General features: G+C 38.6%; 14 protein-coding genes, 2 tRNA genes and 3 rRNA genes. 4 read left to right on the forward strand and 15 right to left on the reverse strand.

What is annotated here, in order from left to right:
• Window positions 1-3: 3 nt before the first annotated feature.
• The 3 genes from aat to HW279_RS02690 form a co-directional block, all read right to left on the reverse strand.
• Complete coding sequence (gene aat / locus HW279_RS02680; protein WP_178957866.1) at window positions 4-672, reverse strand: leucyl/phenylalanyl-tRNA--protein transferase; 669 nt, start codon at window positions 670-672, stop codon at window positions 4-6.
• A 3-nt stretch (window positions 673-675) separates the two neighbouring features.
• The gene (locus HW279_RS02685) at window positions 676-1,197 is read right to left on the reverse strand and encodes a DUF3127 domain-containing protein (RefSeq protein ID WP_009411581.1); all 522 of its coding nucleotides are present in this window, start codon (window positions 1,195-1,197) and stop codon (window positions 676-678) included.
• Window positions 1,198-1,324: 127 nt separating this feature from the next.
• A complete protein-coding gene (locus HW279_RS02690; protein WP_255495759.1) occupies window positions 1,325-2,764 on the reverse strand; it encodes a hypothetical protein in 1,440 nt (479 codons plus the stop codon).
• A 736-nt stretch (window positions 2,765-3,500) separates the two neighbouring features.
• On the opposite strand from HW279_RS02690, the gene HW279_RS02695 reads away from it, so the two are divergent.
• Both HW279_RS02695 and HW279_RS02700 read left to right on the forward strand, forming a co-directional pair.
• On the forward strand, window positions 3,501-4,196 hold the full coding sequence (locus HW279_RS02695) for a DUF3784 domain-containing protein (protein WP_178957868.1): 696 nt from the start codon (window positions 3,501-3,503) through the stop codon (window positions 4,194-4,196).
• A 194-nt stretch (window positions 4,197-4,390) separates the two neighbouring features.
• On the forward strand, window positions 4,391-4,777 hold the full coding sequence (locus HW279_RS02700) for a hypothetical protein (protein ID WP_178957869.1): 387 nt from the start codon (window positions 4,391-4,393) through the stop codon (window positions 4,775-4,777).
• A gap of 82 nt (window positions 4,778-4,859) precedes the next feature.
• Here the strand turns inward: HW279_RS02700 and HW279_RS02705 are convergent, their stop codons facing one another.
• Window positions 4,860-5,111: a GlsB/YeaQ/YmgE family stress response membrane protein gene (locus tag HW279_RS02705; protein ID WP_009411577.1), complete on the reverse strand. Its 252-nt coding sequence runs from the start codon at window positions 5,109-5,111 to the stop codon at window positions 4,860-4,862.
• A 716-nt stretch (window positions 5,112-5,827) separates the two neighbouring features.
• Between HW279_RS02705 and HW279_RS02710 the strand changes: the two genes are divergently transcribed.
• Entirely contained in the window at window positions 5,828-6,265 is a 438-nt protein-coding gene (locus tag HW279_RS02710) for a hypothetical protein (RefSeq protein ID WP_009388479.1), read from the forward strand.
• A gap of 1,112 nt (window positions 6,266-7,377) precedes the next feature.
• Here the strand turns inward: HW279_RS02710 and cas9 are convergent.
• The 3 genes from cas9 to HW279_RS02725 all read right to left on the reverse strand — a co-directional run bounded on the left by cas9 (window position 7,378) and on the right by HW279_RS02725 (window position 13,827).
• Window positions 7,378-11,658: a type II CRISPR RNA-guided endonuclease Cas9 gene (cas9, locus tag HW279_RS02715; RefSeq protein WP_178957870.1), complete on the reverse strand. Its 4,281-nt coding sequence runs from the start codon at window positions 11,656-11,658 to the stop codon at window positions 7,378-7,380.
• A gap of 193 nt (window positions 11,659-11,851) precedes the next feature.
• Window positions 11,852-12,304, reverse strand: a complete 453-nt coding sequence (gene dtd, locus HW279_RS02720; protein WP_178957871.1) for a D-aminoacyl-tRNA deacylase — start codon at window positions 12,302-12,304, stop codon at window positions 11,852-11,854.
• Window positions 12,305-12,930: 626 nt separating this feature from the next.
• A complete protein-coding gene (locus HW279_RS02725; protein ID WP_255495760.1) occupies window positions 12,931-13,827 on the reverse strand; it encodes a helix-turn-helix transcriptional regulator in 897 nt (298 codons plus the stop codon).
• Window positions 13,828-14,100: 273 nt separating this feature from the next.
• Here HW279_RS02725 and HW279_RS02730 point away from each other — a divergent pair, with 273 nt between their 5' ends.
• Window positions 14,101-14,532 carry a septal ring lytic transglycosylase RlpA family protein gene (locus HW279_RS02730; RefSeq protein ID WP_178957873.1) on the forward strand — a complete coding sequence of 144 codons (432 nt, stop codon included), beginning with the start codon at window positions 14,101-14,103 and terminating at the stop codon, window positions 14,530-14,532.
• A gap of 80 nt (window positions 14,533-14,612) precedes the next feature.
• On the opposite strand, the gene rrf is transcribed toward HW279_RS02730, so the two are convergent.
• The 8 genes from rrf to HW279_RS02770 form a co-directional block, all read right to left on the reverse strand.
• Window positions 14,613-14,722 (reverse strand): 5S ribosomal RNA (rrf, locus tag HW279_RS02735).
• A gap of 226 nt (window positions 14,723-14,948) precedes the next feature.
• Window positions 14,949-17,792: ribosomal RNA gene (locus tag HW279_RS02740) — 23S ribosomal RNA — on the reverse strand.
• Between the two features lie 208 nt (window positions 17,793-18,000).
• Window positions 18,001-18,074, reverse strand: a tRNA-Ala gene (locus tag HW279_RS02745).
• Window positions 18,075-18,145: 71 nt separating this feature from the next.
• Window positions 18,146-18,219, reverse strand: a tRNA-Ile gene (locus HW279_RS02750).
• A gap of 142 nt (window positions 18,220-18,361) precedes the next feature.
• Window positions 18,362-19,877, reverse strand: a 16S ribosomal RNA gene (locus HW279_RS02755).
• The 16S, 23S and 5S rRNA genes sit together here with 2 tRNA genes alongside, the layout of an rRNA operon.
• Before the next feature lie 461 nt (window positions 19,878-20,338).
• Window positions 20,339-21,943: an L-lactate permease gene (locus HW279_RS02760; protein ID WP_178957874.1), complete on the reverse strand. Its 1,605-nt coding sequence runs from the start codon at window positions 21,941-21,943 to the stop codon at window positions 20,339-20,341.
• Between the two features lie 162 nt (window positions 21,944-22,105).
• Window positions 22,106-23,938 (reverse strand): DUF5689 domain-containing protein, encoded by a 1,833-nt coding sequence (locus HW279_RS02765; protein WP_178957875.1) that lies wholly within the window; start codon window positions 23,936-23,938, stop codon window positions 22,106-22,108.
• Window positions 23,939-23,988: 50 nt separating this feature from the next.
• On the reverse strand, window positions 23,989-24,678 hold the full coding sequence (locus HW279_RS02770) for a hypothetical protein (protein ID WP_178957876.1): 690 nt from the start codon (window positions 24,676-24,678) through the stop codon (window positions 23,989-23,991).
• Window positions 24,679-24,740: the final 62 nt, after the last annotated feature.

The raw sequence follows: 24,740 nt of genomic DNA on the forward strand, positions 1-24,740 counted from the left end.
AGTTTAAGTTATTATCTTTTCATTTTCTCTTTCTTCATATGCCTTACCTAAAAGCGCTAAAAACTCTTTGCGAGGTATTTCCTCTGCTCCCAAACGCTCTAAATACTCGCTGTATATTTGGCAATCTACCAATGCTATATCGGGGTGTGCTTGCAGGTAGGTGATAAAGCCGTATTCTGACGCATTATTGCGCTTGCTAAACATACTCTCCCCACAAAAGATTTCGCCCATTTTTAGCCCGTATAAACCTCCTATGAGCACATCTCCTTCCCACACCTCTACCGAGTGCGCTATCCCTCTTTTATGCAAGCCTGTATAGGCTTCTATCAGTTCAGGGTGAATCCACGTACCGTCTTGGTTTTTACGCGGAACAGTAGCACACTGTCGCATCACCTCAGTAAAACAACGGTTATAAGTAACGCTATAAGGTGCTTCGCGTAGCATCTTGCGCATATGCTTGCTGATATGCAATTTCTCCCGAAACAGTACAAAACGCGGGTCAGGACACCACCAGACTACCGGCTCTCCTTCGTTATACCAAGGGAAAATACCCTCCGAATACGCCTCAATAAGCCGTTCAGGGGTAAGGTTCCCTCCTAAAGCAACAATTCCTTCCTCCGAAGCCGTATCGGGGGAAGGAAAAGATGTTTTATCGTTCGTTAAGTATATCATTCTTTAGAATGGCAAATCGTCTTCCTCAGTAGGGGCAGAAGCTCCCTGTGCGGGGTCTGGTGCACTAAAAGCCTGTTGAGGGGCTTGTGGCGGATACTGAGGGGGCGTTTGTTGGTATTGTGGTGGGGCTTGCTGATATTGCGGAGGCGCTTGCTGATATTGTGGTTGTGCATATCCTTGTGGCGGATAAGCAGGTTGCCCCTGTGGTGGATATTGCCCTTGCGGAGGGGGATAGGCTCCTTGTGCCACCTCAGCATTTTCAATACGCCATCCTTGTAAGTTCACAATATATTTAGTTTCACCTTGCGGGTTTACCCATTCACGACCGCGAATATTGAAACTGATGCGTACCAATTGCCCTACCTGAAAGTTGTCGAGAAGTACACATTTTTCTTGTACAAAGTCAAAGGGGATATACTGAGGGTATTGCTCCTCAGTAGAAATCACCACATCACGGCGTTGGAAGCCGTTTTGTCCTACGGTTTGTGTAGGGCTAATCTTTATAATTCGTCCTTGAATTTCCATATTGGTATTCCTTTTTATTGCTTATTCTGATAATATTTACAAGGGCAAAGATACTATTTTTTTAGTTATCGGCAATACTTATACCCTAAAATATTACAAAACATTTTACTTTTTGCCCAAAAATATTCTATTTACAAGTCTTTGTATAATCATCTACCAACTGTATCATTCCTTCTTTCGTTTTGGTGTTGTATTTAGTAACATCTAACGAAGGACAGTTGATATATTTAGCCAATATTTTTTGTATTTTATCCGCACTCTTCGAACCAAAAGTTGCTTTATCTCCCAAATATACCGCTTTGTCAGCTCCCTTAATCTTCAAATAGTAATCCTCAGGATATCTGCTGTGTGCCAACACGTAATTGCCATTGTTATCATACAGAATTTCAAAGAACTGAGCAGCCCCCGAAAGTACGTTTAGCTGTGAACCTCCGTGAGCAAAAAAGCCGTCTTCTGCACTTTTTGAACCTATAAAACAACGCTCTTCTATGCAGAATTTCACACCGTCTTTCGCTTTAAAATAAGCGTCTTTCTCACCTTCCTTTTTGAGTTTCATCGTTGCTCCATATGAAGTAAGGTCTGATACATTCTGCTCTTTGTTAAGTATCGCTCCTACCGACTGGAATTCAATCGTAATAAGCCCCTCTTTCTTATCCCCTTTAGCATCTATCACATAACCCGGAGCATCGTAAATATTTACCGTTTGCTTTTTCGCTTCCTCCAACATTTCTTTATTTTGCTGGTCGATAGCATTCTTTCTACCTTCTAAATATTGACTAAAAGCCTCAGTCATATCGCCAAACGGATAGCCATTGGCATAAAGCCTATTCACAATTCTTTTATCAGCCACCCCTATTTTGGTAAGAGGAACAAATACCGGAAACTCTTTTTGGTCGTAGGTTTTTATAACGAAATAATCTTCGTTTTTATACGAATGATGATGCGCAGTAGCCACTACGTGACCTTTGATATCTGTTACCGTAAAATCAGTGATAACAATACCCCCATCTCCGTTTTGCACTTTGCGCACAATAATGCCTATCTGCTTGCCGTTTTTAAGAATCGCTTCTCCCTGTACCAAAATTTTATCAGCCATAGCCAAGTTATCTTCCGTTTGAATAGTATTCCGCTCTTGTTCAAACACAGCGTCCCATTTCTCTGAGAACGGACGATGAGTACTCTCAAAAAAAGCCGTTACCACCGCAGGGTCAATACCCTTTTCTGTGAGCATTCCAGTCCCCGATTTAAACACACAGTCAAGCAGGTACTTCTCACCCGAAAAAGTAAATTTCAATTTATCCGGAATTGCCACTTCCCGAATTACCCCATTAGCATTAGAAAACTCTATCCAACGGTGAGGAGCTAAATTACCTTGTGCCGTTTCAGCCGTAAGAACCACCCTGTACAACAAATGATTCGAAAGGTCACTAAATTGATATTTACCGTCCTTTTTCTCAATCTTAGCAACGGAAGTACCATTTGATAGAAGTTCACCCTTTTTCACTTTAAAATCTTGCGCACAAACATTCATTACTGAAAGTACGCCTATTAAAAATAAACATTTCATTTTATTCATCTTGAAAAAACAATTAAATTACAACCGCAAAAATAATGATTTTTGTAATATATACAAAATACATAAAAGAAAACTCTATCATTTCCCCCTTCACCCTTCTGTTTTCTCTCGCTACATTCCCCCTTTTCCGCCACTCGCCCCTTGTCATTCGTCACTCGTCACTCGTCATTTCTCCCTTTTTCCGTCTCTATATTCATTCTTTTGCGTCACTACATTCTCCCTCTCCTTGGGAGAGGGACGGGGTGAGGATTCTTTTTCTTTCGCCTCGAAACCCCGTTTTTAACATTTTTAGCACTGTTGTATTATAGTATGAATCAACTACTTATATGCCCTTTCTATACCAATCGTCCAAGATTCGTATAAGCTTCCTATAAGCTCTCTATAAGCTACCCCCACCCATCTTACACCCTTTTTTCATCAAAAAACCTCCCAGTCTTTTTATGATTTCTTCCGTTTCCTTCCGATAGCTCAGATGTGTCACTTTTAGGGGGATACACTTTGCCAAAGTTTCAAACTTTGGCAAAGTTAATCTTCTCTGGTGCAAGCTTGTAACTCGCACCCCATTTGCTAATCTCTTAATTCCCTAATTTTCTCATTCTCTAATTTTCTCATTCCCTCATTTTCTAATTATTTATTGTAACTTTGCCAAAAGTTTAAACAGATTTTGTTATATTTATCTTTGTCTTGTAATATTTCTCGTATTATTAACGTATAAAACTAAACTTTTATGGATACCATAAATTGTATTTTAGGAGTGTTTTACATAACAATGGGATTCCTAATCTCAAAATTCCCTAACTTATTATCAGGCTATAACACATTGTCTGATGAAGAGAAAGAACCTTTAAAAAACACAGATTATACGCTGTATCTGCGTAATGTCTTTATTATTTGTGGATTAGCTTCTATTTTTTTAACTTTTTTGTCTCGTTCCGTTGTTTGGGACATTGGTATTTCCATATTACCAGGCTTGCTTATTCCCATTTTATCCGTACTACGATTTAATCCTATAAAAAAACAAGCTTTTTCTAAAAAAGATTTTTACATTGTTCTTTTCTTAATCGGGGCTGTGTGTATTTTTCTTTTTTATGGGATGAGAGAAAGTGATATTGAGGTTAGCAAAGAAAGAATTGAGAATTCAGGTCTTTATCATTTTAATATTAAAATGAAAGATATTGATTCAATAACTCTTGTTAACGAATTACCTAAATTTGTTTTGCGAACTAACGGATTTGATGTAGGAATCATCAAAAAGGGATTTTTTAAAACCGAAAAAGGAGATGTATATAAACTTTCTTTACGTGTTAATACAAAACCTTACATTAAGATTTATCACTCCAAAAATCAAATACTTCTTTTGAATTATGGCGATTCTATACAAACTTTACAATTATTCAATAATATCAAAACACATATGAAATGAACCCAAATTTTATAATTTCGCCTAAAACATTAACTCTTATTACAAACATTCAGTTGTACAGCCACATAGTCGTGAATCCCCTTTAAATTTTGTAGTTTTTCCATTGATAACAACTATTAAAAATTGTATAACGCATTACAATGGCATAATTATTGCAACAAACTTTAATATTAATTTTTTAAATTGAATCAAGTATGAAAAAAATTATTGCTTTAGTATCAGTGATTTGTTTATCACTAGTAGCTTTTTCTTCTATATCTTGTAGCAAGAATGATGACCCAGCAGACAATGACCTCTTTGTAGGAACCTACAAAGGTAGTATCTCTTACTCAAATGGAAATGAGAAAAAATCTGCTGATAACGGAGCCGTAACAGTTGTTAAAACAGGAAATGACTATTATTTCCGTTTTTCAGATGGTATTCCTGACCTTAAAGGTGTTAGCTTCAAAAAAGAAGGAGATAACATTTTAGTAAATGTTGATTTGCAAGATGGTTTAAAAGTAATCAGAATTAACGCCTCTTCATTGTACATTCTGTATACTACAGATGGAAAGACCTGGACTGCTAACGCCAGTAGGTAATTCTAAAAGAAGTACTAAAAAACCCCCGAAAATATATATTTTCGGGGGTTTTTCATTTTTAATATGTGCTCTTCCTTCCTTATTACTTCTTTTTAAATATCAAATTTATCAAGAATAAAATAACGATAGCTCCAATAGCTCCTGTCAAGATAGCACCAATCCATCCTCCTCCAAGTGAGACGTGAAACACATCTCCTAAAAGCCAATATCCCACGATACTTCCAAGAATACCAATAATGATATTGCCAATAAGACCTAATCCACTACCTTTGTAGATAGTTCCTCCTAACCATCCAGCGATGGCTCCAATAATAAGTGTTGCGATAATACCCATAATTTTTAATATTAAATTAGGGTACAAAGGTAAGAATTATCATCTAAAAAAACAAATAAAAATCATAACGTTGTATTGTGAATTGTTTTCAAATTTTGTAGTTTTGCGATTGATAACAACATCACTGCCCTATTGGCTCTGGCAAGTCTGTTGTGAATTGCTTTCAAATTTTGTAGTTTTGCGATTGATAACAACCCTGCTATTTCTGAAACACAATTCTTAGATGTTGTGAATTGCTTTCAAATTTTGTAGTTTTGCGATTGATAACAACCTTGGGTTATATTCGTAAGGGACAAGTTCCGTTGTGAATTGCTTTCAAATTTTGTAGTTTTGCGATTGATAACAACTTTTTATTTAATCTTCATCAGCAGGACACGTTGTGAATTGCTTTCAAATTTTGTAGTTTTGCGATTGATAACAACGAACCTTGCATTATAGAGGTTGATAAGCAAGTTGTGAATTGCTTTCAAATTTTGTAGTTTTGTGATTGATAACAACAATTTTCAGATGAACAAATTGATATACTAAAAAGGTTGTTATTTAGAATTTGTTAAAAACAATACAAAGTCTACAATTAAAAGTTAAAACAATCTTAAACTTTGTTAACTTACTTGACAGAGAAGAGAATATCTTATAACTTTGTCGCAAAACTCTAAAATATTTAATCAAGAGAAGAAGGAGAAGAACTAATACTCCCATAATTAATCATTTTTATTATGAAAAAGTCAGTACAAATCTTTTTAGAACTTATCTCAGCTATTGCACTTTACTTGTTTATAAATTCAATAGCCTATGGAGATCATTTGGTAACCCTACCCCTATACTTAACAGGTGTAGTGATTATGAGTTATCTCTTTGTAAGAGAGAGACCCCAAGAATGCCTACAAAGTGCCTTACGCATTGTTCTTCCGTTTACGGGGTTAATGCTTATTGCAGGGAGTCTGCCTGATGCACATTTCAGTTTAGCTCTGATTTATATTGTGAGCACAGGGGCAGCTTTTTTATTAGGAATGCTCATTGCCACCGTGAGCAAGACGTACCAGAAGATAGGCTTATCGGCATTGACTTTTCTGCTGGTAGTTGCCGTACGGTTGTCGTTTTCAGCGGAGTTTCAATATTTGATAGGCGTACATTGGTATACCTTAGGAAGTTAATCATCTAATAGAATATAGAAAGAGGTTGCTCAGAAGTCTGGGCAACCTTTTTTATGCTTTGTTACTTATAAAATATTTTTTTTGTGTCTTTGCGCTTTATTGTTGAACTATTTGATAAATCAAACATTTATGTTGTGAATTGCTTTCAAATTTTGTAGTTTTGCGATTGATAACAACAATGCCCTTAATAAAAAGGTACATTTGGGCGTTGTGAATTGCTTTCAAATTTTGTAGTTTTGCGATTGATAACAACACTGTCATTAAATTCTTTTAATCCCATCTTGTTGTGAATTGCTTTCAAATTTTGTAGTTTTGCGATTGATAACAACTTTCCTATGTTTCTGAGTTTTTTGAGGTAGGTTGTGAATTGCTTTCAAATTTTGTAGTTTTGTGATTGATAACAACGGACTCTCAAGACTTCCTACGCTCAGCTTTGTTGTGAATTGCTTTCAAATTTTGTAGTTTTGCGATTGATAACAACAATAAAATACTATATCAACTAAGCATACAAGTTGTGAATTGCTTTCAAATTTTGTAGTTTTGCGATTGATAACAACCAGGAATAATACCACTGTTTACCTTCTCGTGTTGTGAATTGCTTTCAAATTTTGTAGTTTTGCGATTGATAACAACTAAGTGAGTTATATGAATATCTAATCAGTAGTTGTGAATTGCTTTCAAATTTTGTAGTTTTGTGATTGATAACAACGTGCACCCCGATAGGCAAGCTCTCACGTTCGTTGTGAATTGCTTTCAAATTTTGTAGTTTTGCGATTGATAACAACGTAGTAGCAAGGCACAAGGAACAGTACACGGTTGTGAATTGCTTTCAAATTTTGTAGTTTTGTGATTGATAACAACATAATGCTTGTACCTCCTTTGCCCGAACCAGTTGTGAATTGCTTTCAAATTTTGTAGTTTTGCAATTGATAACAACGTTTAACAATAACCTAAATAAATATACAAGGTTATGAATTGCTTTCAAATTTTGTAGTTTTGCGATTGATAACAACTTAATGACTCATATAACTTCAAATGAGCAGGATTGCCTATGTAAATAGAACGGTATAACATAGTTTAAAGAGTGTTTTATTGGTTTTTAAAAAGGGGTTTTAATATTCGCCTATGCTTACAATATCGCCTAAGTGATTAATACGGACTTTTACGATATCTTTTAACCCTGACAAGCCTTCTCTTTTCCAAGTTGTATTTTTTAGAACATTATCTGTCTCTACATTAGTTTCTAGGTGATGTCTAAAGAAATAATCTTTAGTAGCTATTTTTTGTACTCTAAACAAATTGGAGCTTATCAATTTTTTATTTTTAGGATCTAACAAATCTATTTCAGCGGGATTAAAACCTGTTGTTGCATTAGGAAATACAAACATTTCATTCTGTTTCATCGTAAACAGAAATTGCCAACCTTCTTCTTGTTTATAGGTTTTATCAATAATAGGAAGCCCTTGTTGAGTACGTACTACCGCTTCAAAGAAGGAAACTATTTGTTCCTGCAAATTACCTTCTTTATCCCGATAAATAGCCACGTGGTGGTTATTGCCTGTACTTACATAATCTACAGGAATTTCATTTCCTTCTTTATTCAATGTAGTTTTTCCTAAATGGTCTTTTCCTATGTGCAAAGGTTGAGCGTTGTTCACGCCACTTATAGTAACGCGTTTAATCGCAATCCCTTTTTCTTTATTGAGCCAAATAGGATTCTTTTCTAAGTCTACAAAAGCTTTTTTAGGATCATTATCGTAGTCTTGGAGTCGCTTGATAAGAATGCGTTTTACTCCTTGGTCAATTACTTTTTCAATAGATTTCAAATCTTTGAAATTGTCAGGAGAAATATCCTTGCGGATAGAAAAGTCTTCTTCCAAATAGGTGAGATTTACTTTTTCTGGCAAAGTTTTAGTTTTTGCTTCATCTAAATAAATAGGTTTTTTAGATAGTGCGTTCTTACCTGTAAAGGCTTTTTTAGGGTCGTTGTCATTAGCTTGCAGTCTTTTCAGCAATGCTTCGCGATAAACAGGATTAGAGACTTTTGCGATAGTTTCTTTATCAAACTTTACACCTATTTTTTCTTCTTTATTGACATAATATTGGTATTTACCATATATAGTTTCTTTGTGTAGCTGACCTCGTGGCGTGAGTGTGATTTGTTGTTTATCAGTGCCAGCAGGTTTATTTACATTTTTGGTAACTACTTTATTCTTTGCTTTGTGCGAAATGAATATTTCTTCGAGGTGTTTTTTTGCTACTTGTCTAAAGTTAGGTATAGGTTCTATAAAAACTCTTTTTTCATTACCATTTTCATCATGTATTTTAATGGTTTCTTTTCTTTCTATACCTGAAATATCAGTATATAGTTTATTGTTTTCATCTTTTCGAGCATTTAGATGATTGAGATATTGTATATAGGAAGGTTTAGTAAAGGCGACAGTAAGGGCATCCATTGCGTGGTGGCGATGGTCGTTACGCTTTGTCCAATCTTTTATTACTTCTACTTTTCTACCATCTCGACGTTCTATTATTTCAGTAAGTCCTAACGACTGATATTTAGGCATATTTAGCTCTTTCATCACATCTACCAAGCCCCAGTCTTCGCGCAATCTATCGGTGATACTTCCTGAGGTAGAAAGTACATTTTTAGTTACTTGGAAAAGTATTTCTTTAGCTTTTTTAGCTATGTACTGAGTATCTCTCAGGTCTCTATTGATAAAGTCATCACCTATTTCAGAGGCTTTTTTGAGCAAATTCTTGTATTTAGCAGGAGAAATGCTTTTTGTTTTATAAGCATTCTCTACTCTGGTGAGATATTGATTGAGTTCTTCTTCACTATTTAAAGAAGTAATATAATCAAAAGCAGTATATTCTCCTTTGTCACTATTTATTCTATGGAAAGTCAATGTTTTATTAGAAAAACTATCATCGAACACTCGTGCCTTAGGAACAATGTGTTCTATCTCAATATTTTTACTAAACAACATATCTTGAGCTATAGGGGCATTAGTATATAGTTCTTTATAGCCATTGTGTTCCAATTCTTGATACAAGCGATAACGAATAATATCAGATTTCGTAGGATTCTTGATGCCAAACTGTTTCTGAAGTATTTCGCTAATTTTTTGATGTTCTGATTTAGCTTTGTTTATATTTTGGGTCATTTCATACCTCTTTTGCGCATTTTTCTTTAACTCACGAGCTAATTCAATGCGAATTTCATCGAAATGGAAGTATTTTGTAATTTTCCCTTCAGCATCTCGTTCACTGTTTTTCTCAATCAAAGCGTTCACTACATTGATCATCTGATTGAGAATCTTCTCAACCACTGGATTTCTCAAAGCGTTCTTTTTAAGTAGTGGAATAATATTTTTCAGTTCACGAGCCTCTAATTCTTCTGTGGTTAGAGATAGTTTAGAGTGCTTATAACCTGCCTTTTCACAAGCTGTGCTATACTGATTTTCTTTTATATTAGGGTATATCTTGCGGATAGCTTTAGTAGATAGGCTACCGTAGTCATCTTGCAAGGCTACATTGGCGAGTATTCTAGCGTGTTCTCTCTTAAAAGCGTATTTCTTTTCTAAGATTCGGTAAAGAGTTTCGTTACCAGAAGTAGAATCATCACTTTCATAGGAATAAAGCAAATGCCACAACTGATAGGAATCCTGCTTTTCAAACTCTTTTACAGGCAAAAGAGGGTCAAAATAAAGGATTTTAGTACATATTCCTAATGCTTGGAAGATAGCTTTTACACTTTCTCTGATTTCGGAAGCTGAAAGAGGAGATTCATCTAAAGACCAATCGTCTTTTGTAGATTTTATTTGTAAAATATCTTTCACATCGTGAGCTTCCATTTCAACAATCTTCAAATAGGCTTCATAGAGTGCTTTTTGAGTACGATTTCCTTCTAATTGATTGTAGTTGATTTCCCATTCTTGAGGAGAATAGCCTAATAATTTCAGTACTTTATCCGATTTTAGGTCTCCTTTTAGGTTCAGTTCGTCAAAAAGGAGTTGCTTGCATTCCATATCCAAACTAAAAATCGTTTGAGAAGATTCATTGAGCAAATCTAACTGAGTAGTCTTAGCAGAGATTTTCTTTTTCCTAATACCTTTTCTTTTGCAGATAACGTTATTGAGTATTTGCCAAATCTTAAATTCTTGAAACAAAGGAGAGGATTTAGGGACAACACGAGCTCCTATGCTTTTAGTTATAGTTTTTCCGTCTTTTTCTATCTCAATTTCTTTGCTCTCAAACTCACAAAATGATATCAATCCTTTTTGAGATTTAGGTTTACGTTGATAAAAAATTACCACATCACGGATTTGCTTTTTAAGTTCCTCAGTCAATTCTTTGTGAAATGAAGCTTGAGTTTCCCAAATGCGTTCAAACTCATCTAAGTAATCCTGACGGTAAAACACTTTATTTTTAAGGCTATTATGTCTATTTTCCTGAAGCTGTGCATACAAGTATTGCCCTACTGTTTGAAGATTGAAATAGAGTTCTTTACTTCTATCGGAAATAGCGCCTAAATAGCCACTTGCATTGTTCAAATTGTTGTTGATTTCGGTTAAGACATAAGCTACTTCTTCTTTTGAAAGTTGTTTAGATACAGCCTCCGCACGCCACTGATAGGCTTGCAAACGAACAGATTCTTTAGAACCTTTGTTTTCAGCTGTGTCAAAATGATATCTTTTAGAAAAGGCTTTTGAAGTAGCATCCTTACCTTTCCCTTGTAATTCTTTGTAAAAACTATCTGTTAGGATATCAGGGTAAAACTGTTTTTGAAAATTCCAAACGAGGTCAAATTCTTTTTGTAAATCTGAACGATAAAAGTCTGGGAGGAGTTTTTTATTTTGTTGAAGTAATTGTAGCGATAACTGTCCTGGAGTTAAGTTTTCATCATAGAGGCGCTTTGCTATAGCCATTCCATCTATTGCTTGTCCTTCATCTTCAGTTTTTGCTTTTCTGCTACTTTTATAGCCTCGTTTTTTATTAATAGCTAGTAGTATCCTAGCAAACTCTTCTTTTTCGACACGTTCGGTAACAGCTTTAGCTCTCAATTGCCAAGTAGAATGTGTGGTATTTTTGCCATTTTCAGCTAAGATAGAGGAGGGAGTAATTAGGTTTGCTTTCTGCAATAAATCTATGAGATATTTTCGCCTTTGTTGATAGCGATCAAGATTTAGTCTTGCTCCGTGTTTAAGGGTTCTATTGGCATTAGTAGTTATTGATTTTCCTTTTTCAAAGTCGGATTGTTCATCTGTGGTTAAAGACACAATACGCACTCCTAATTCCTTAATCTCTGATTTTTCTTTGTTCTCATCTTCTACAATATGGGCAAAACTTATTGAAGTGGTGCCTAAATCTAATCCTAAAATGTTTTTCATTCTTTTTATATTTTGGTGAGGCAAAGATAACGAAAAAAAGTTAAAAGTAAAAAATAAATTAAGAAATATTTGCACATTAAAAATATTAAACTTACTTTTGTCGCACAATTTGAAAGCAATTCACAATAAGGATGATTCCGTTGTGAAAACATTTAAAGGAGCCCTATCATTATATTAGTGATAGGGTTCTTTTTTATTCCCTATTTTTTGTATCTATAAGAATAGTTACAGGACCGTCATTACACAAGGCTACTTGCATCATCGCCCCAAACTGTCCTGTGGGCACTCGCTTGCCTAACAAACTTTCCACTTGCTTTATAAACGTCTCATAGATAGGAATTGCAACTTCTGGACGTGCTGCCTTTATATAGCTGGGGCGATTACCTTTTTTAGTAGAGGCGTGCAAGGTGAATTGCGACACGATAAGCACTTCTCCTCCTACATCTTTTACCGAAAAATTCATCACCCCATTTTCATCGTCAAAAACGCGTAAATTCACCATTTTGGCCGATAACCACGCTATATCCTCATTGGTATCGCTATCTTCTATACCTACCAATACTAATAAACCTTTATTGATATAAGCTACTGTTTGCTTATCTATATCCACCGATGCGTGAGTTACACGCTGAATAACTACTCTCATAAAATATCTTTTTTTATTACTCTCCAAGCCCTTCTGAGTTTCTCTCTCAGATTTGTTAATACGCTGTTTTCTCCTCATCAACGGAAGCATTCCACTTACATCTTCCTTCTTACCTTGCCAAAAAATTCATCATTACATCTTCTTTCCTTCTCCTTAGCTTCACTTTAAATTCGTCTTAGGTTCGTCTTTTCTTCGTTCATCGTTCGTCTTTCCTTCGTTCATTGTTCGTCTTTCCTTCGTTCATTGTCCGTCTTTCCTTCGTTCACTGTTCGTCTTTCCTTCGTTCACTGTTCGTCTTTCCTTCGTTCATTGTTCGTCTTTCCTTCGTTCATCGTTCGTCTTTCCTTCGTCTTTCCTTCGAATAAACCCTAAATTCCAAATACCTCTCCTACCCTACAATTTTTTTACTATTCATTGTCCATTCAAAAAACTTTTAATTCCTTAATTAATTATACACCTTTTCCATAATAATCATACAAGATTCTCCTGCCAATTCTTCTCACCTTTTGCTAATTATCACCTACCCGTGTGCCTCGCATTGCCTATCGTGCTACGACATTCTGAGACATAATCTCTCACATAATCAGCTCCAAGCATTCACTAACATCTTTTACATCGAACTCACGCTATTTTTTGCAAATTAACACATTATCCGATAATACTTTCACTCTATCACCATACGATTGTATCTCCCTAACAAAGTCTGGTGTAATTTTTAAGCGCAGTTTGAGTACAATTTCATTGTCAGTTTCTCTCACTACCTCTTGCGAAGGATGCAGAGGCATCGCTTTGAGGTATTCCGCCGGATTAGGCATAAAAACTGAATCATTGGGCAATTTTTTAAAGGCAAGTACCACCTCTTCTGCTTGTGTGTGCTCACTATCTACCCACGCCCCAAAACTATCGTCGAAAAAACACTCCACACCCTCAGGTACAGTGTGCTGATATTTAATATCTTTGCTGTCATCTAAATGGGCAATCCTATCCAAGCCAAACACCCGTAGCGCTTTCTTCTCCACATCCCACGCCAACACATACCAACGTCTTTGCGCCTCTTTTAGCAAATAAGGCTCTATCGTACGCACTTGGGGTTGTTGTTTTTTATCCCAAAACTTATAATAGTGCAACTTTAGCTGACGATGTTCTTTAATAGCCCTAAGCAAGGGTGAGAGATACTCCGTCCCCGCAGGCAATCGCCTATCAAACTGAATAACTTTAGAAAGATTACCGTAATTTTGCAAAGCTCTGAACACATCAAATGCCTCGAAGAGATTTTGGGTATAGGGGTCATTATCTTCTGTGATTTCGTATGCTTTAAGAGATTTGTTAAACTTAATAATTATATGGTAAACTTCTTTAATAATTTGAATATCACGTTGTAAAGTACGTTTAGCAAGAGGTTGCCCCTCTGTATTCTCTATACTTCTCTCCCAAGCATTCTCTAATTCTTCACTAGTACAGGGTTTGATACGCAATCGTTCAACAATAAAACGATGCCTTGAAAACATTTTCGATAAACTCATTTTCAATATTTTTTCAACAAAAGTATAAAGTTTTTTCAAAACGACAAGTTGTTGCGCCCTATTATTATATTTTTGCTTCCGAAATAAAAAAACAAAGCAAAAGGACGCACATATCATTTTATTTTGTATATTTGCTGGCAGAAACTCATAAAACATATTTTATAGTAAAAACCAGATAAACACAAAATAAACATATTAGTAGCGTTTCGCTTTTATTTTCTAAGCTCGAAATACGACCAATAGAAAAGAAACATAAACTAAAAAAGAAAATATATGAAGAGTAACTTTTTGAAAATGGCAATATGCCTTATAGGACTATTAGCTTTACAGGCTTGTAGCACTGTAGATAGTCATAGATATCCTCACGGGAAAAAAGCAGCTACAAAAACTGCAAATATAAAAACAGGCATATATAAGACGAATGTAACAGCTACCTATTATCACGATAAGTTCAACGGAAGAAAAACTGCTAGTGGGGCTGTATTTAGCAATAGTAAGCTCACCACGGCACACCCCTCGTTGCCTTTTGGTACTCAACTAAAGGTTACCAATCGCATAAATGGCAAATCAGTAGTTGTTACTGTTACTGATAGAGGTCCCTTTACCAAAGGGAGAGAGCTCGACCTCTCTAAACGCGCCTTTATGGAAATCACTGACAATAAAAACAAAGGATTGATACAGGTAGATATAGAGATTGTAGAATAAGGAGTAAAACTCCTTATTTTTTTTACATTATTAGAACAAATAAAAAAAAGAGCAATTCTTTATCAGAATTGCTCTTTATAAGAAGGCGGCGACATACTCTCCCACGTGACCGTAGTACCATCTGCGCTAAAAGGTTTAACTGCTCTGTTCGGAATGGTAAGAGGTGAGACCTTTGACTATAACCACCTTAAATCGTTTTAGGTAAGAGGTAAGAGGTAAAAGATAAGAGCTTTTTAAAACTCCTTTTTGTATCTTAACCTAAAATACCAATTCCTAATCATATTTTTAACATATAGGGATAAAAAACATATTTTTAACTAACAACTTCTTAAGAGATTGATAATTGATAAAACATAAGTAGTATTACACTTTCTTACTTCTTATCTCTTAACTCTTATCTATAAAAAAGAATGCTGCGCGAAAAGTCTACGGGTGATTAGTATTACTCGGCTATGATGTTACCACCGTTACACCTGTAACCTATCAACGTGGTCATCTCCCACGACCCTTAAAAGAAATCTCATCTTGTGGCGGGTTTCGTACTTATATGCCTTCAGCACTTATCCCATCCGCACTTAGCTACTCTGCTATGCCCTTGGCAAGACAACAGATACACCAGCGGTGCGTCCAACTCGGTCCTCTCGTACTAGAGTCAGATCCACGCAAATTTCTAACGCCCACAGTAGATAGAGACCGAACTGTCTCACGACGTTCTGAACCCAGCTCGCGTGCCACTTTAATGGGCGAACAGCCCAACCCTTGGGACCTTCTCCAGCCCCAGGATGTGACGAGCCGACATCGAGGTGCCAAACCCCCCCGTCGATGTGAGCTCTTGGGGGAGATCAGCCTGTTATCCCCGGCGTACCTTTTATCCTTTGAGCGATGGCCCTTCCATACGGAACCACCGGATCACTATGCTCTACTTTCGTACCTGATCGACTTGTAGGTCTCTCAGTCAAGCTCCCTTATGCCATTGCACTCTTCGCACGGTTACCAAGCGTGCTGAGGGAACCTTTAGAAGCCTCCGTTACTCTTTTGGAGGCGACCACCCCAGTCAAACTACCCTCCACGAATTGTCCCCTACTCTTTGTAGGGTTAGACCTCAGATAAGCAAAGGGTGGTATTTCAACAATGACTCCACAACTACCGGAATAGCCACTTCTTAGTCTCCCACCTATCCTACGCATCACTTATCCAAGACCAATACGAAGATATAGTAAAGGTGCACAGGGTCTTTTCGTCCCACTGCGGGTAATCGGCATCTTCACCGATACTACAATTTCACCGAGCTCATGGCCGAGACAGTGTCCAAATCGTTACACCATTCGTGCAGGTCGGAACTTACCCGACAAGGAATTTCGCTACCTTAGGACCGTTATAGTTACGGCCGCCGTTTACTGGGGCTTCAATTCAAACCTTCGTGTTGCCACTAAGCTCTCCTCTTAACCTTCCAGCACCGGGCAGGTGTCAGACCCTATACCTCATCTTTCGATTTTGCAGAGTCCTGTGTTTTTGATAAACAGTCGCTTGGACCTTTTCACTGCGGCCTATCTTACGATAGGCGACCTTTCTCCCGAAGTTACAGGTCTATTTTGCCTAGTTCCTTAGCCATGAATCTCTCGAGCGCCTTAGAATTCTCTTCCCAATCACCTGTGTCGGTTTACGGTACGGGCATTAATCTTCGCTTTTCTTGGAAACGTTGTCACCACTCTATCACCTCGGCCGAAGCCTCAGTGTACTATCAAAGCTATAACAGCTCCTTTAACGTACTATTCCGTCAGTACGCGGTAGTTATCTCGTTCCGTCACTTTTATCAGATTAATGGTACAGGAATATTAACCTGTTGTACATCCACTTCCCCTGCTCGGGTACGCGTTAGTCCCCGACTAACCCTCAGCTGATTAGCATAGCTGAGGAAACCTTGATCTTTCGGCGGGCAGGTTTCTCGCCTGCCTTATCGTTACTTATGCCTACATTTTCTTTTCTATAAGCTCCACTATGTCTCACAACTTTAGCTTCTACGCCTATAGAATGCTCCCCTACCGGTAGGTACTTCTGTACTACCCCATAGCTTCGGTAATATGCTTATGCCCGTTTATTATCCATGCCCAACCGCTCGACTAGTGAGCTGTTACGCACTCTTTAAATGTATGGCTGCTTCCAAGCCAACATCCTAGCTGTCAGTGCAGTCAGACCGCGTTTGGTCAACTTAGCATATATTTGGGGACCTTAGCTGATGGTCCGGGTTCTTTCCCTTTAGGATATGGACCTTAGCACCCATACCCTCACTGCTGATGAGCATTTAATAGCATTCGGAGTTTGTCAGGAATTGGTAGGCGATGAAACCCCCGCATCCAATCAGTAGCTCTACCTCTATTAAACTCAAATCAACGCTGCACCTAAATGCATTTCGGGGAGTACGAGCTATTTCCCAGTTTGATTGGCCTTTCACCCCTACCCTCAGGTCATCCGAAGTCTTTTCAACGACAACCAGTTCGGTCCTCCACGCTGTGTTACCAGCGCTTCAACCTGCCCAAGGGTAGATCACCAGGTTTCGCGTCTACTACTACCAACTTAACGCCCTATTCAGACTCGCTTTCGCTGCGGATTCGTATCTGAAATACTTATCCTCGCTGGTAACAGTAACTCGTAGGCTCATTATGCAAAAGGCACGCCGTCACAGCCTAAAGCTGCTCCGACCGCTTGTAGGCGTATGGTTTCAGGGTCTGTTTCACTCCGTTATTCACGGTTCTTTTCACCTTTCCCTCACGGTACTAGTTCACTATCGGTCTCTCAGGAGTATTTAGCCTTACCGGATGGTCCCGGCCGATTCAGTCAAGGTTCCTCGTGCCCCGACCTACTCAGGATACCCATAAGATTTATAAAACTGTGCCTATACGAGACTTTCACTCTCTGTGGTGTGTCTTTCCAAACACTTCTAATCCAGCTTTACAACCTATATCTGGGTCCTACAACCCCCACTCTGCCGTAACAAAGTGGGTTTGGGCTAATCCCATTTCGCTCGCCACTACTCTGGGAATCACTTTTGTTTTCTTCTCCTCCGCCTACTTAGATGTTTCAGTTCAGCGGGTTTGCCCATCTTTACGATGTAGTACATCTTCAATGTACTGGGTTGCCCCATTCGGATATTTGCGTATCAACTCGTATGTGCCAATCCACGCAACTTTTCGCAGCTTATCACGTCCTTCTTCGCCTCTGAGAGCCTAGGCATCCCCCATACGCCCTTACATAACTTTTCGCGCTTGTAGTCCTAGTCAATTGACAATTAACAATTGATAATTGACAATTATCTAGGTACCTCTCGTTCTCTTTGATTCTTTTTAATATTTTTTCGTTAGATTATCAATAAATCCTTATTGATCTCTTATGCTCTTTATCCCAATATGTCAATGTACGGTTTCCTCCCCCTTCCCCTCCCAAGGAGGGGTGTTTGTGGGGAAACTGTTGTGGAGAATAAGGGATTCGAACCCTTGACCCCCTGCGTGCAAGGCAGGTGCTCTAGCCAGCTGAGCTAATTCCCCATTTTCAGGTGTTAGGGGTTAGGGGTTAGGTGTTAGCACCCGTAGCTCTAACTTCTTTTTTCTCTGCTTTGTAGTCCCAGGCAGACTCGAACTGCCGACCTCTACATTATCAGTGTAGCGCTCTAACCAGCTGAGCTATGAGACTTTGTTCTAATTAGCAAATTTGTAAATTAGCAAATTTGCAAATTTTATTTTGTTGTCAGCAAGATTTAAAGAATGAGGCTCCTTTTTATCAATTTGCTAATTACCAAATTTTCTAATTTGCTAATTAAATCGGTCGTCTCTAGAAAGGAGGTGTTCCAGCCGCACCTTCCGGTACGGCTACCTTGTTACGACTTAGCCCCAGTCACTAGTTTTACCCTAAACAGCTCCTCGCGGTGACCGTCTTCAGGTACTCCCAGCTTCCATGGCTTGACGGGCGGTGTGTACAAGGCCCGGGAACGTATTCACCGGATCATGGCTGATATCCGATTACTAGCGATTCCAGCTTCACGGAGTCGAGTTGCAGACTCCGATCCGAACTGTGACCGTCTTTATAGATTCGCGCCTGCTCACGCAGTGGCTGCTCTCTGTAACGGCCATTGTAGCACGTGTGTAGCCCAAGATGTAAGGGCCGTGATGATTTGACGTCATCCCCACCTTCCTCACGGTTTGCACCGGCAGTCCCATTAGAGGGCTCGACTTAACTCGTTAGCAACTAATGGCAGGGGTTGCGCTCGTTATAGGACTTAACCTGACACCTCACGGCACGAGCTGACGACAACCATGCAGCACCTTGAAAACTGTCCGAAGAAAAAGGTATCTCTACCCCTGTCAGTCCCCATTTAAACCTTGGTAAGGTTCCTCGCGTATCATCGAATTAAACCACATGCTCCACCGCTTGTGCGGGCCCCCGTCAATTCCTTTGAGTTTCATTCTTGCGAACGTACTCCCCAGGTGGGATACTTATCACTTTCGCTTAGCCACTCAGATTACTCCAAACAGCTAGTATCCATCGTTTACAGCGTGGACTACCAGGGTATCTAATCCTGTTCGCTCCCCACGCTTTCGTCCATCAGCGTCAATTAATTGTTAGTAATATGCCTTCGCTATCGGTGTTCTGTGTAATATCTAAGCATTTCACCGCTACACTACACATTCCAACTACTTCACAACCATTCAAGACCAACAGTTTCAAAGGCAGTTGCTTAGTTGAGCTAAGCGCTTTCACCTCTGACTTACAAGCCCGCCTACAGACCCTTTAAACCCAATGATTCCGGATAACGCTCGCATCCTCCGTATTACCGCGGCTGCTGGCACGGAGTTAGCCGATGCTTATTCATAAGGTACCGTCATCAAACTACGCGTAGCCCTTATTCTTCCCTTACAAAAGCAGTTTACAACCCATAAGGCCGTCATCCTGCACGCGGCATGGCTGGATCAGTCTTCCGACCATTGTCCAATATTCCTCACTGCTGCCTCCCGTAGGAGTCTGGTCCGTATCTCAGTACCAGTGTGGGGGACATCCCTCTCAGAACCCCTATCTATCATAGCCTTGGGGAGCCGTTACCTCTCCAACTAGCTAATAGAACGCATACTCATCTTTCACCACCGTAGCTTTAATAAGTGCACGATGCCGTGCTCTTATACCATAGGGTATTAATCCAAATTTCTTCGGGCTATCCCCCAGTGAAAGGCAGATTGTATACGCGTTACGCACCCGTACGCCGGTCTCAGTCACCCGAAAGTAACTTCCCCCTCGACTTGCATGTGTTAGGCCTGCCGCTAGCGTTCATCCTGAGCCAGGATCAAACTCTTCATCGTTAAAATCTTTTATATCTTCTAACCGATTCTTAAGTTATTGACTTCAGGTTTCACTCAATTCTTTAAATCTTCTTTGTGCTGTACAACATTATGTCAAGGTACGTGTTGTTCTTTCCGCTCCAAAGGCACTACTCTCCTCTTTTGCGGGTGCAAAGGTATAACCTTTTTATTTTCCTACAAAATTTTTATATACTTTTTTTTGAAAAAGTTTTATGTATTTTGGTAAGTGGTTGATTATAAGGTTTATAATTTTTCAATGTTTCTTTATTTGTCCTTAAAAAATCGTAGAAAACTCTAAGAATACCCAAAACTTAAGTCTCCTATATAAGAAAAAAGGATAGATATGAGCTACAAGAAACTCATCTATGGAGTAGTAGCGCGATAGACTACTAAAAATATACATCTAAAAAATTAAGAACAAAAGAGCTTTGTTATAAATTATAGAAACGCCCCTTTACCTATCAGAATATTAGCGGAATAACAAGATATGCTACCAGCGCAGCTATCACTCCATATACCATCATAGGTACAACGGTAATTTTCATTATTTTCCCTTCGGCTTTATCAATGCCTAATACTGAACATACCGCAATAATATTGTTGATACACACCATATTACCCATCGCTCCCCCTACTGATTGTAAGGCGAGTATCAGAGGTATCGAAAGTCCTGTGGTATTAGCAACTGAGTATTGCACGGCTCCAAAAGTAAGGTTCGATACGGTGTTAGAGCCTGAAAAGAAAGACCCTACCGCTCCTAAATACGATGAGAAGATCGTCCAGTGACTGCCTGTGGCTTGTGCCAATCCGCGACCGATAATTTGCACCATAGAGTTTTCACCTCCCATCAGCATTACATTTACCATAATAAGCGCTCCTACCAAAGCCAAGAAAGGTTTCTGTATCTGCACAAAACTAGCCGAAAAAAGCTCTTTAGTTTGCTTCCATTTCAGCGAGAATAACGGAATGGAAATGAGTACTGTAACCACAAACGGAATAAGTGCAGGCACGTAGAGCAGTTTGTAGCTTTCATTTTCGCCCGTAGCAAAAATATTATTCAGTGAAAAAATAAGTCCTTTAGTAACCTCAAAATCGCCTAGATAACCCAATTTTATAGTAAACCACTCAGTTGTATCATTCAAAAGTGCTTTTAGTGGAAGTTGTTTAATGCGGGTAAGTGCTAAAATGATAATGAGTGAAGCCGTAGGAAAAAGGGCTTTGATAAGTTCTGAAGCTTTTACCTTCTCGTGATGCACTTCACGGTTATCAGTTTTAGATAGTCCTATTCCTTTGCTTGCAACGCCCACCGAGATAAAGAGCCCAATAGCCCCTCCTACCAAAGCGGGGAACTCGTAATTGAACCACGCAATAACCACGTAAGGCACCGTGCACGAGAGAATACTAATGAGTATAAAAACTATGTTTCGGCGTATCTGTTGCCAAGATACAATTACCTTGAGTGCCATCACAGGAATTACAAAAGCAGCAAACAGATGCACAATAGCCGTAATCCTACCTATGTCGGAAAGCTCAGTGTCAGAAATAGCTCCATTACTGATAAGCGTACCAAAACCAAACCACGTAGGGGTGCCCACTGCTCCAAACGATACGGGTACCGAGTTCATAATAAGTGCGAGAATGGCAACTTGCAACGGCTTGAAGCCTAATCCTACCAATAAAGGTGCTGCGATAGCCGCAGGCGTACCAAAACCACTGGCTCCTTCAATCATAAAGGCAAAAGCCCAGCCTATAATCATCAGCTGTGCCACAGGATTCGGACTGATGTTGCCTAACCAACGACGCAACACATTCATTGCCCCTGTCATCTCCATCATTCGGTTGAAGAGCACCGCCCCAAATATCACCGTAATAGGCGTAGCTACCGATATGATAGCCTTAATAAAGTTAGCATTTACGGCTACAAAAGAGCCTTCAAAATAAGTTAGGTGCAACACATACACCAATCCTGCAATAAGCGGGAGTGCTATATACGAGGGAAGTGCGTTCTTTTTAACCATCAAATAGATGAGTAGTACTATCGGAAGTACGCTAAGAAATAAAGCCATAGGTTTCTTTTTTATTTTCTTTTGAGGGCAAAGATAGTGCTTTTTATTTAATATGCAAATATTACGAAAGAAATATGTTTTCGAGCGAAATAGCAAAGACAAAAAAGAGTGAGCCTCCAAAAAAGGCTCACTCTTTTTGAATAAATCCAAAAAACTTCTTTTCTACTGGAAGTCTAGATCGGTTTCTTTTTCGTATTTAATTTGCTTAGTGGTTACATTATTCTTATTGGTATGTTCTCCTAGAGTACCTATAACAATAAGTTTGGTACCTGCTGTTTTCAGTTTGGCTTTAGTTTCTTTGGATAACGCTTTAAATACAGTATTAGTAGCATATAGTTGTATTTCGGTATTATCCGTAGTAAAAACTATGAAAGAAGAGGAACCTTTTACAGTAATTGTTCCTTCTAATTTCACTTTTTTGTCTTTGTATTTATTGAAATCAGCAACAGTAGCGGTAGCTGCATTTAGCTCAGGAAGCTGTACTACTGGGGTATCACCAAATACAATATCACCTTCCACAGCATAAACCAATTGATGTACGGTATTTCCATTTACACTATAATCTTCAAATTTTCCTTTAATTGAAGTGAGCTTTTGTCCGTCAGTACCCAATTTAGTTTGAGCGTCTTTACTAAAAGATTTGAGATTAGGAGAGTACAACTGTATTTTATTACCATCAGAGAAAACAACGTAAGATTTTCCACCTTCAACTTTTAGAGTGGCATTCTTTAAATTTACGTGCTTACCCACTTGGTAATCACTGGCAAGAGTAGCGGTTGTAGCGTCTACATCTACGTAAGTAATCGCAGCAGGCGCTTTTATAAATTCTATATCACTTTCTTTGCTGTACAGTATTTCTTTTACAACAGTACCATTCTTAAGGGCATAATCAGTAAAGACTCCTGTAACGTTTATTTCATAACCTTCTGTTGCCAATTTTTCTTTGGCTGCATCTGAAATAGTTACGCCCTTAGCTGAAAACACTTGTATTTCGGTACCATCTTTGAAAACAATGTAGGTTCTTCCGCTTTTTACTACTGTCGTACCGTGCAGTTTTACGGTTTTGCCTACTACATAATCAGCTACAGTAGCATTGCTCGCTTCTAAGGTCTCAACAGTTGTAGAGGTCTGTGTACCAGTTTGTGTATTGGTAGAAGTACCTCCTTTTACTACCAAATCAGCATAATTGCTTATCATAAATTGGTAGTCTTTGTTAAATTTGGTAAGCACTCCTGTTACTTCCACTTCACCGGCAGGCACTTTCTCGTCTTTAAACTTAGCATAACTGCTAGTTCTGAAGATAATGGTCTTCCCATTAGCATCGGTAAGCTTGTAGTTAGTGGCATTCCCAAGGGCATTATTCTTGTCGTAAAGTGTTTTACCTACGGCATCAGTAGGGAAATGTACCCCTTTAAGGGTAATGAGCTGGTCTACGTGTGCATCGGTAGATACTTCTTGTATAGAGTTACTCACTTTGGCTAATTCGGCAACAGTCTTGCGCTCACCTGTGTCAAACAAGTGTTTTTTATAAATCGCCTCAGCCATTGTGCCTACACTCACTCTTCCGCTTTTGGCTGTATAAGTACCGTGACCTACCTCTATAGCACTGTTGTTAAGCTGAGTGGTAAGGTCTTTCAAGCGCAATTGTACTTTAGCTCCTACGGGGAACTCGGTATAAAGACCACTTTTGTCAATCGCTACTGAAAGTCCTTGATTCTTATCAGCGTTCTGTATGTAAATTTTCTTGTAGAAGTTACCTCCTTCATCACTGGATATTACATACCCCTCAATAGCTTCATCAGCAGTATAGGTAGCCACTGAGGCAGTTACCTTTGTGAGTACGTTAGCAAAACTTACTACTTGACCACTATAGTCAGGCAGTGGCTTTTTCCCGTTAGGATCGGGAATATCATAATCGTCGTCCTTTACACACGATGTAATAGCGAATGCCGTAAGTAGGGCTATCGCCACTGGTTTTAATAGGTTTAGTTTCATATGGCTATAAGTTTACAGTTATCAGTGTTTTGTTTTATTTTAAGGTTTGCTTATTGGCAATACCCTATAGTCCATTTCTTTTTTTCCAAAGTTTGCTTTGTTTGCTTCTCTTCCGGACTGTCGATAATTTTAGGGTTCATATAAACAGTGCCCCCTCCGTTTTCGTGCATAGTGCTCACAACTTTCTTGAGTTTTTCGCCCGAAAATGTAAGGTTAAAGCGTAATTCGGTGAGCTTTTTATTAGCGGTAAGATCTAAGCCTTCAAGAGGCAAAGCCGATACTTTCAAATAAACAAGCTCAGTGTTATTGCGCAAGTTCACTTCTTTTATTTTATTATGGCTCATATCCAATCTTTCCAATACGGCATTGCGAGTTACATCTAACGAGGTCACTTCATTTTCATTACAATAGAATTTGGTTACCTTACCATAAACTCTCACTGTATTACCTCGAAGTTTATACTTTGCCGTAGTAGCACTCAGGCGAACATCAGTACCGCTGTCGTACATACCATTGTTGTTTAAGTCTACCCACACATCTTTTTTATCCGCTTCTTTGGCGTTTATTGTCAGCGTTATTTCGCTCCCCACCTTTTTATCAGTGGTAAAAATCATATAGGGTGTCCCTTTAGGATTGTTGGGGTCAGGGTTTGAATTATTGTCTTTAGAGCAACTTACTAATACAGTAGTTACTACAAGGAACGCTAAAGCTCCTCTTCTGAAAATAGATTTTTTATTCATTATATTTATTAATGTTCAAATGAACAACGTTTTGTTTTGTTCTTACTCTACAATTGCCCACT

It is taken from the genome of Capnocytophaga sp. oral taxon 903 (assembly GCF_013394785.1).
GTDB lineage: Bacteria > Bacteroidota > Bacteroidia > Flavobacteriales > Flavobacteriaceae > Capnocytophaga > Capnocytophaga ochracea.

Coding starts and splice junctions, on each gene's coding strand:
- HW279_RS02690 (WP_255495759.1), bottom strand. CDS start 2,764: ATGAAATGTTTATTTTTAATAGGCGTACTTTCAGTAATGAATGTTTGT.
- HW279_RS02770 (WP_178957876.1), bottom strand. CDS start 24,678: ATGAATAAAAAATCTATTTTCAGAAGAGGAGCTTTAGCGTTCCTTGTA.
- cas9 (WP_178957870.1), bottom strand. CDS start 11,658: ATGAAAAACATTTTAGGATTAGATTTAGGCACCACTTCAATAAGTTTT.
- HW279_RS02700 (WP_178957869.1), top strand. CDS start 4,391: ATGAAAAAAATTATTGCTTTAGTATCAGTGATTTGTTTATCACTAGTA.
- HW279_RS02685 (WP_009411581.1), bottom strand. CDS start 1,197: ATGGAAATTCAAGGACGAATTATAAAGATTAGCCCTACACAAACCGTA.
- HW279_RS02710 (WP_009388479.1), top strand. CDS start 5,828: ATGAAAAAGTCAGTACAAATCTTTTTAGAACTTATCTCAGCTATTGCA.
- HW279_RS02705 (WP_009411577.1), bottom strand. CDS start 5,111: ATGGGTATTATCGCAACACTTATTATTGGAGCCATCGCTGGATGGTTA.
- HW279_RS02730 (WP_178957873.1), top strand. CDS start 14,101: ATGAAGAGTAACTTTTTGAAAATGGCAATATGCCTTATAGGACTATTA.
- HW279_RS02695 (WP_178957868.1), top strand. CDS start 3,501: ATGGATACCATAAATTGTATTTTAGGAGTGTTTTACATAACAATGGGA.
- HW279_RS02725 (WP_255495760.1), bottom strand. CDS start 13,827: ATGAGTTTATCGAAAATGTTTTCAAGGCATCGTTTTATTGTTGAACGA.
- HW279_RS02765 (WP_178957875.1), bottom strand. CDS start 23,938: ATGAAACTAAACCTATTAAAACCAGTGGCGATAGCCCTACTTACGGCA.
- aat (WP_178957866.1), bottom strand. CDS start 672: ATGATATACTTAACGAACGATAAAACATCTTTTCCTTCCCCCGATACG.
- dtd (WP_178957871.1), bottom strand. CDS start 12,304: ATGAGAGTAGTTATTCAGCGTGTAACTCACGCATCGGTGGATATAGAT.
- HW279_RS02760 (WP_178957874.1), bottom strand. CDS start 21,943: ATGGCTTTATTTCTTAGCGTACTTCCGATAGTACTACTCATCTATTTG.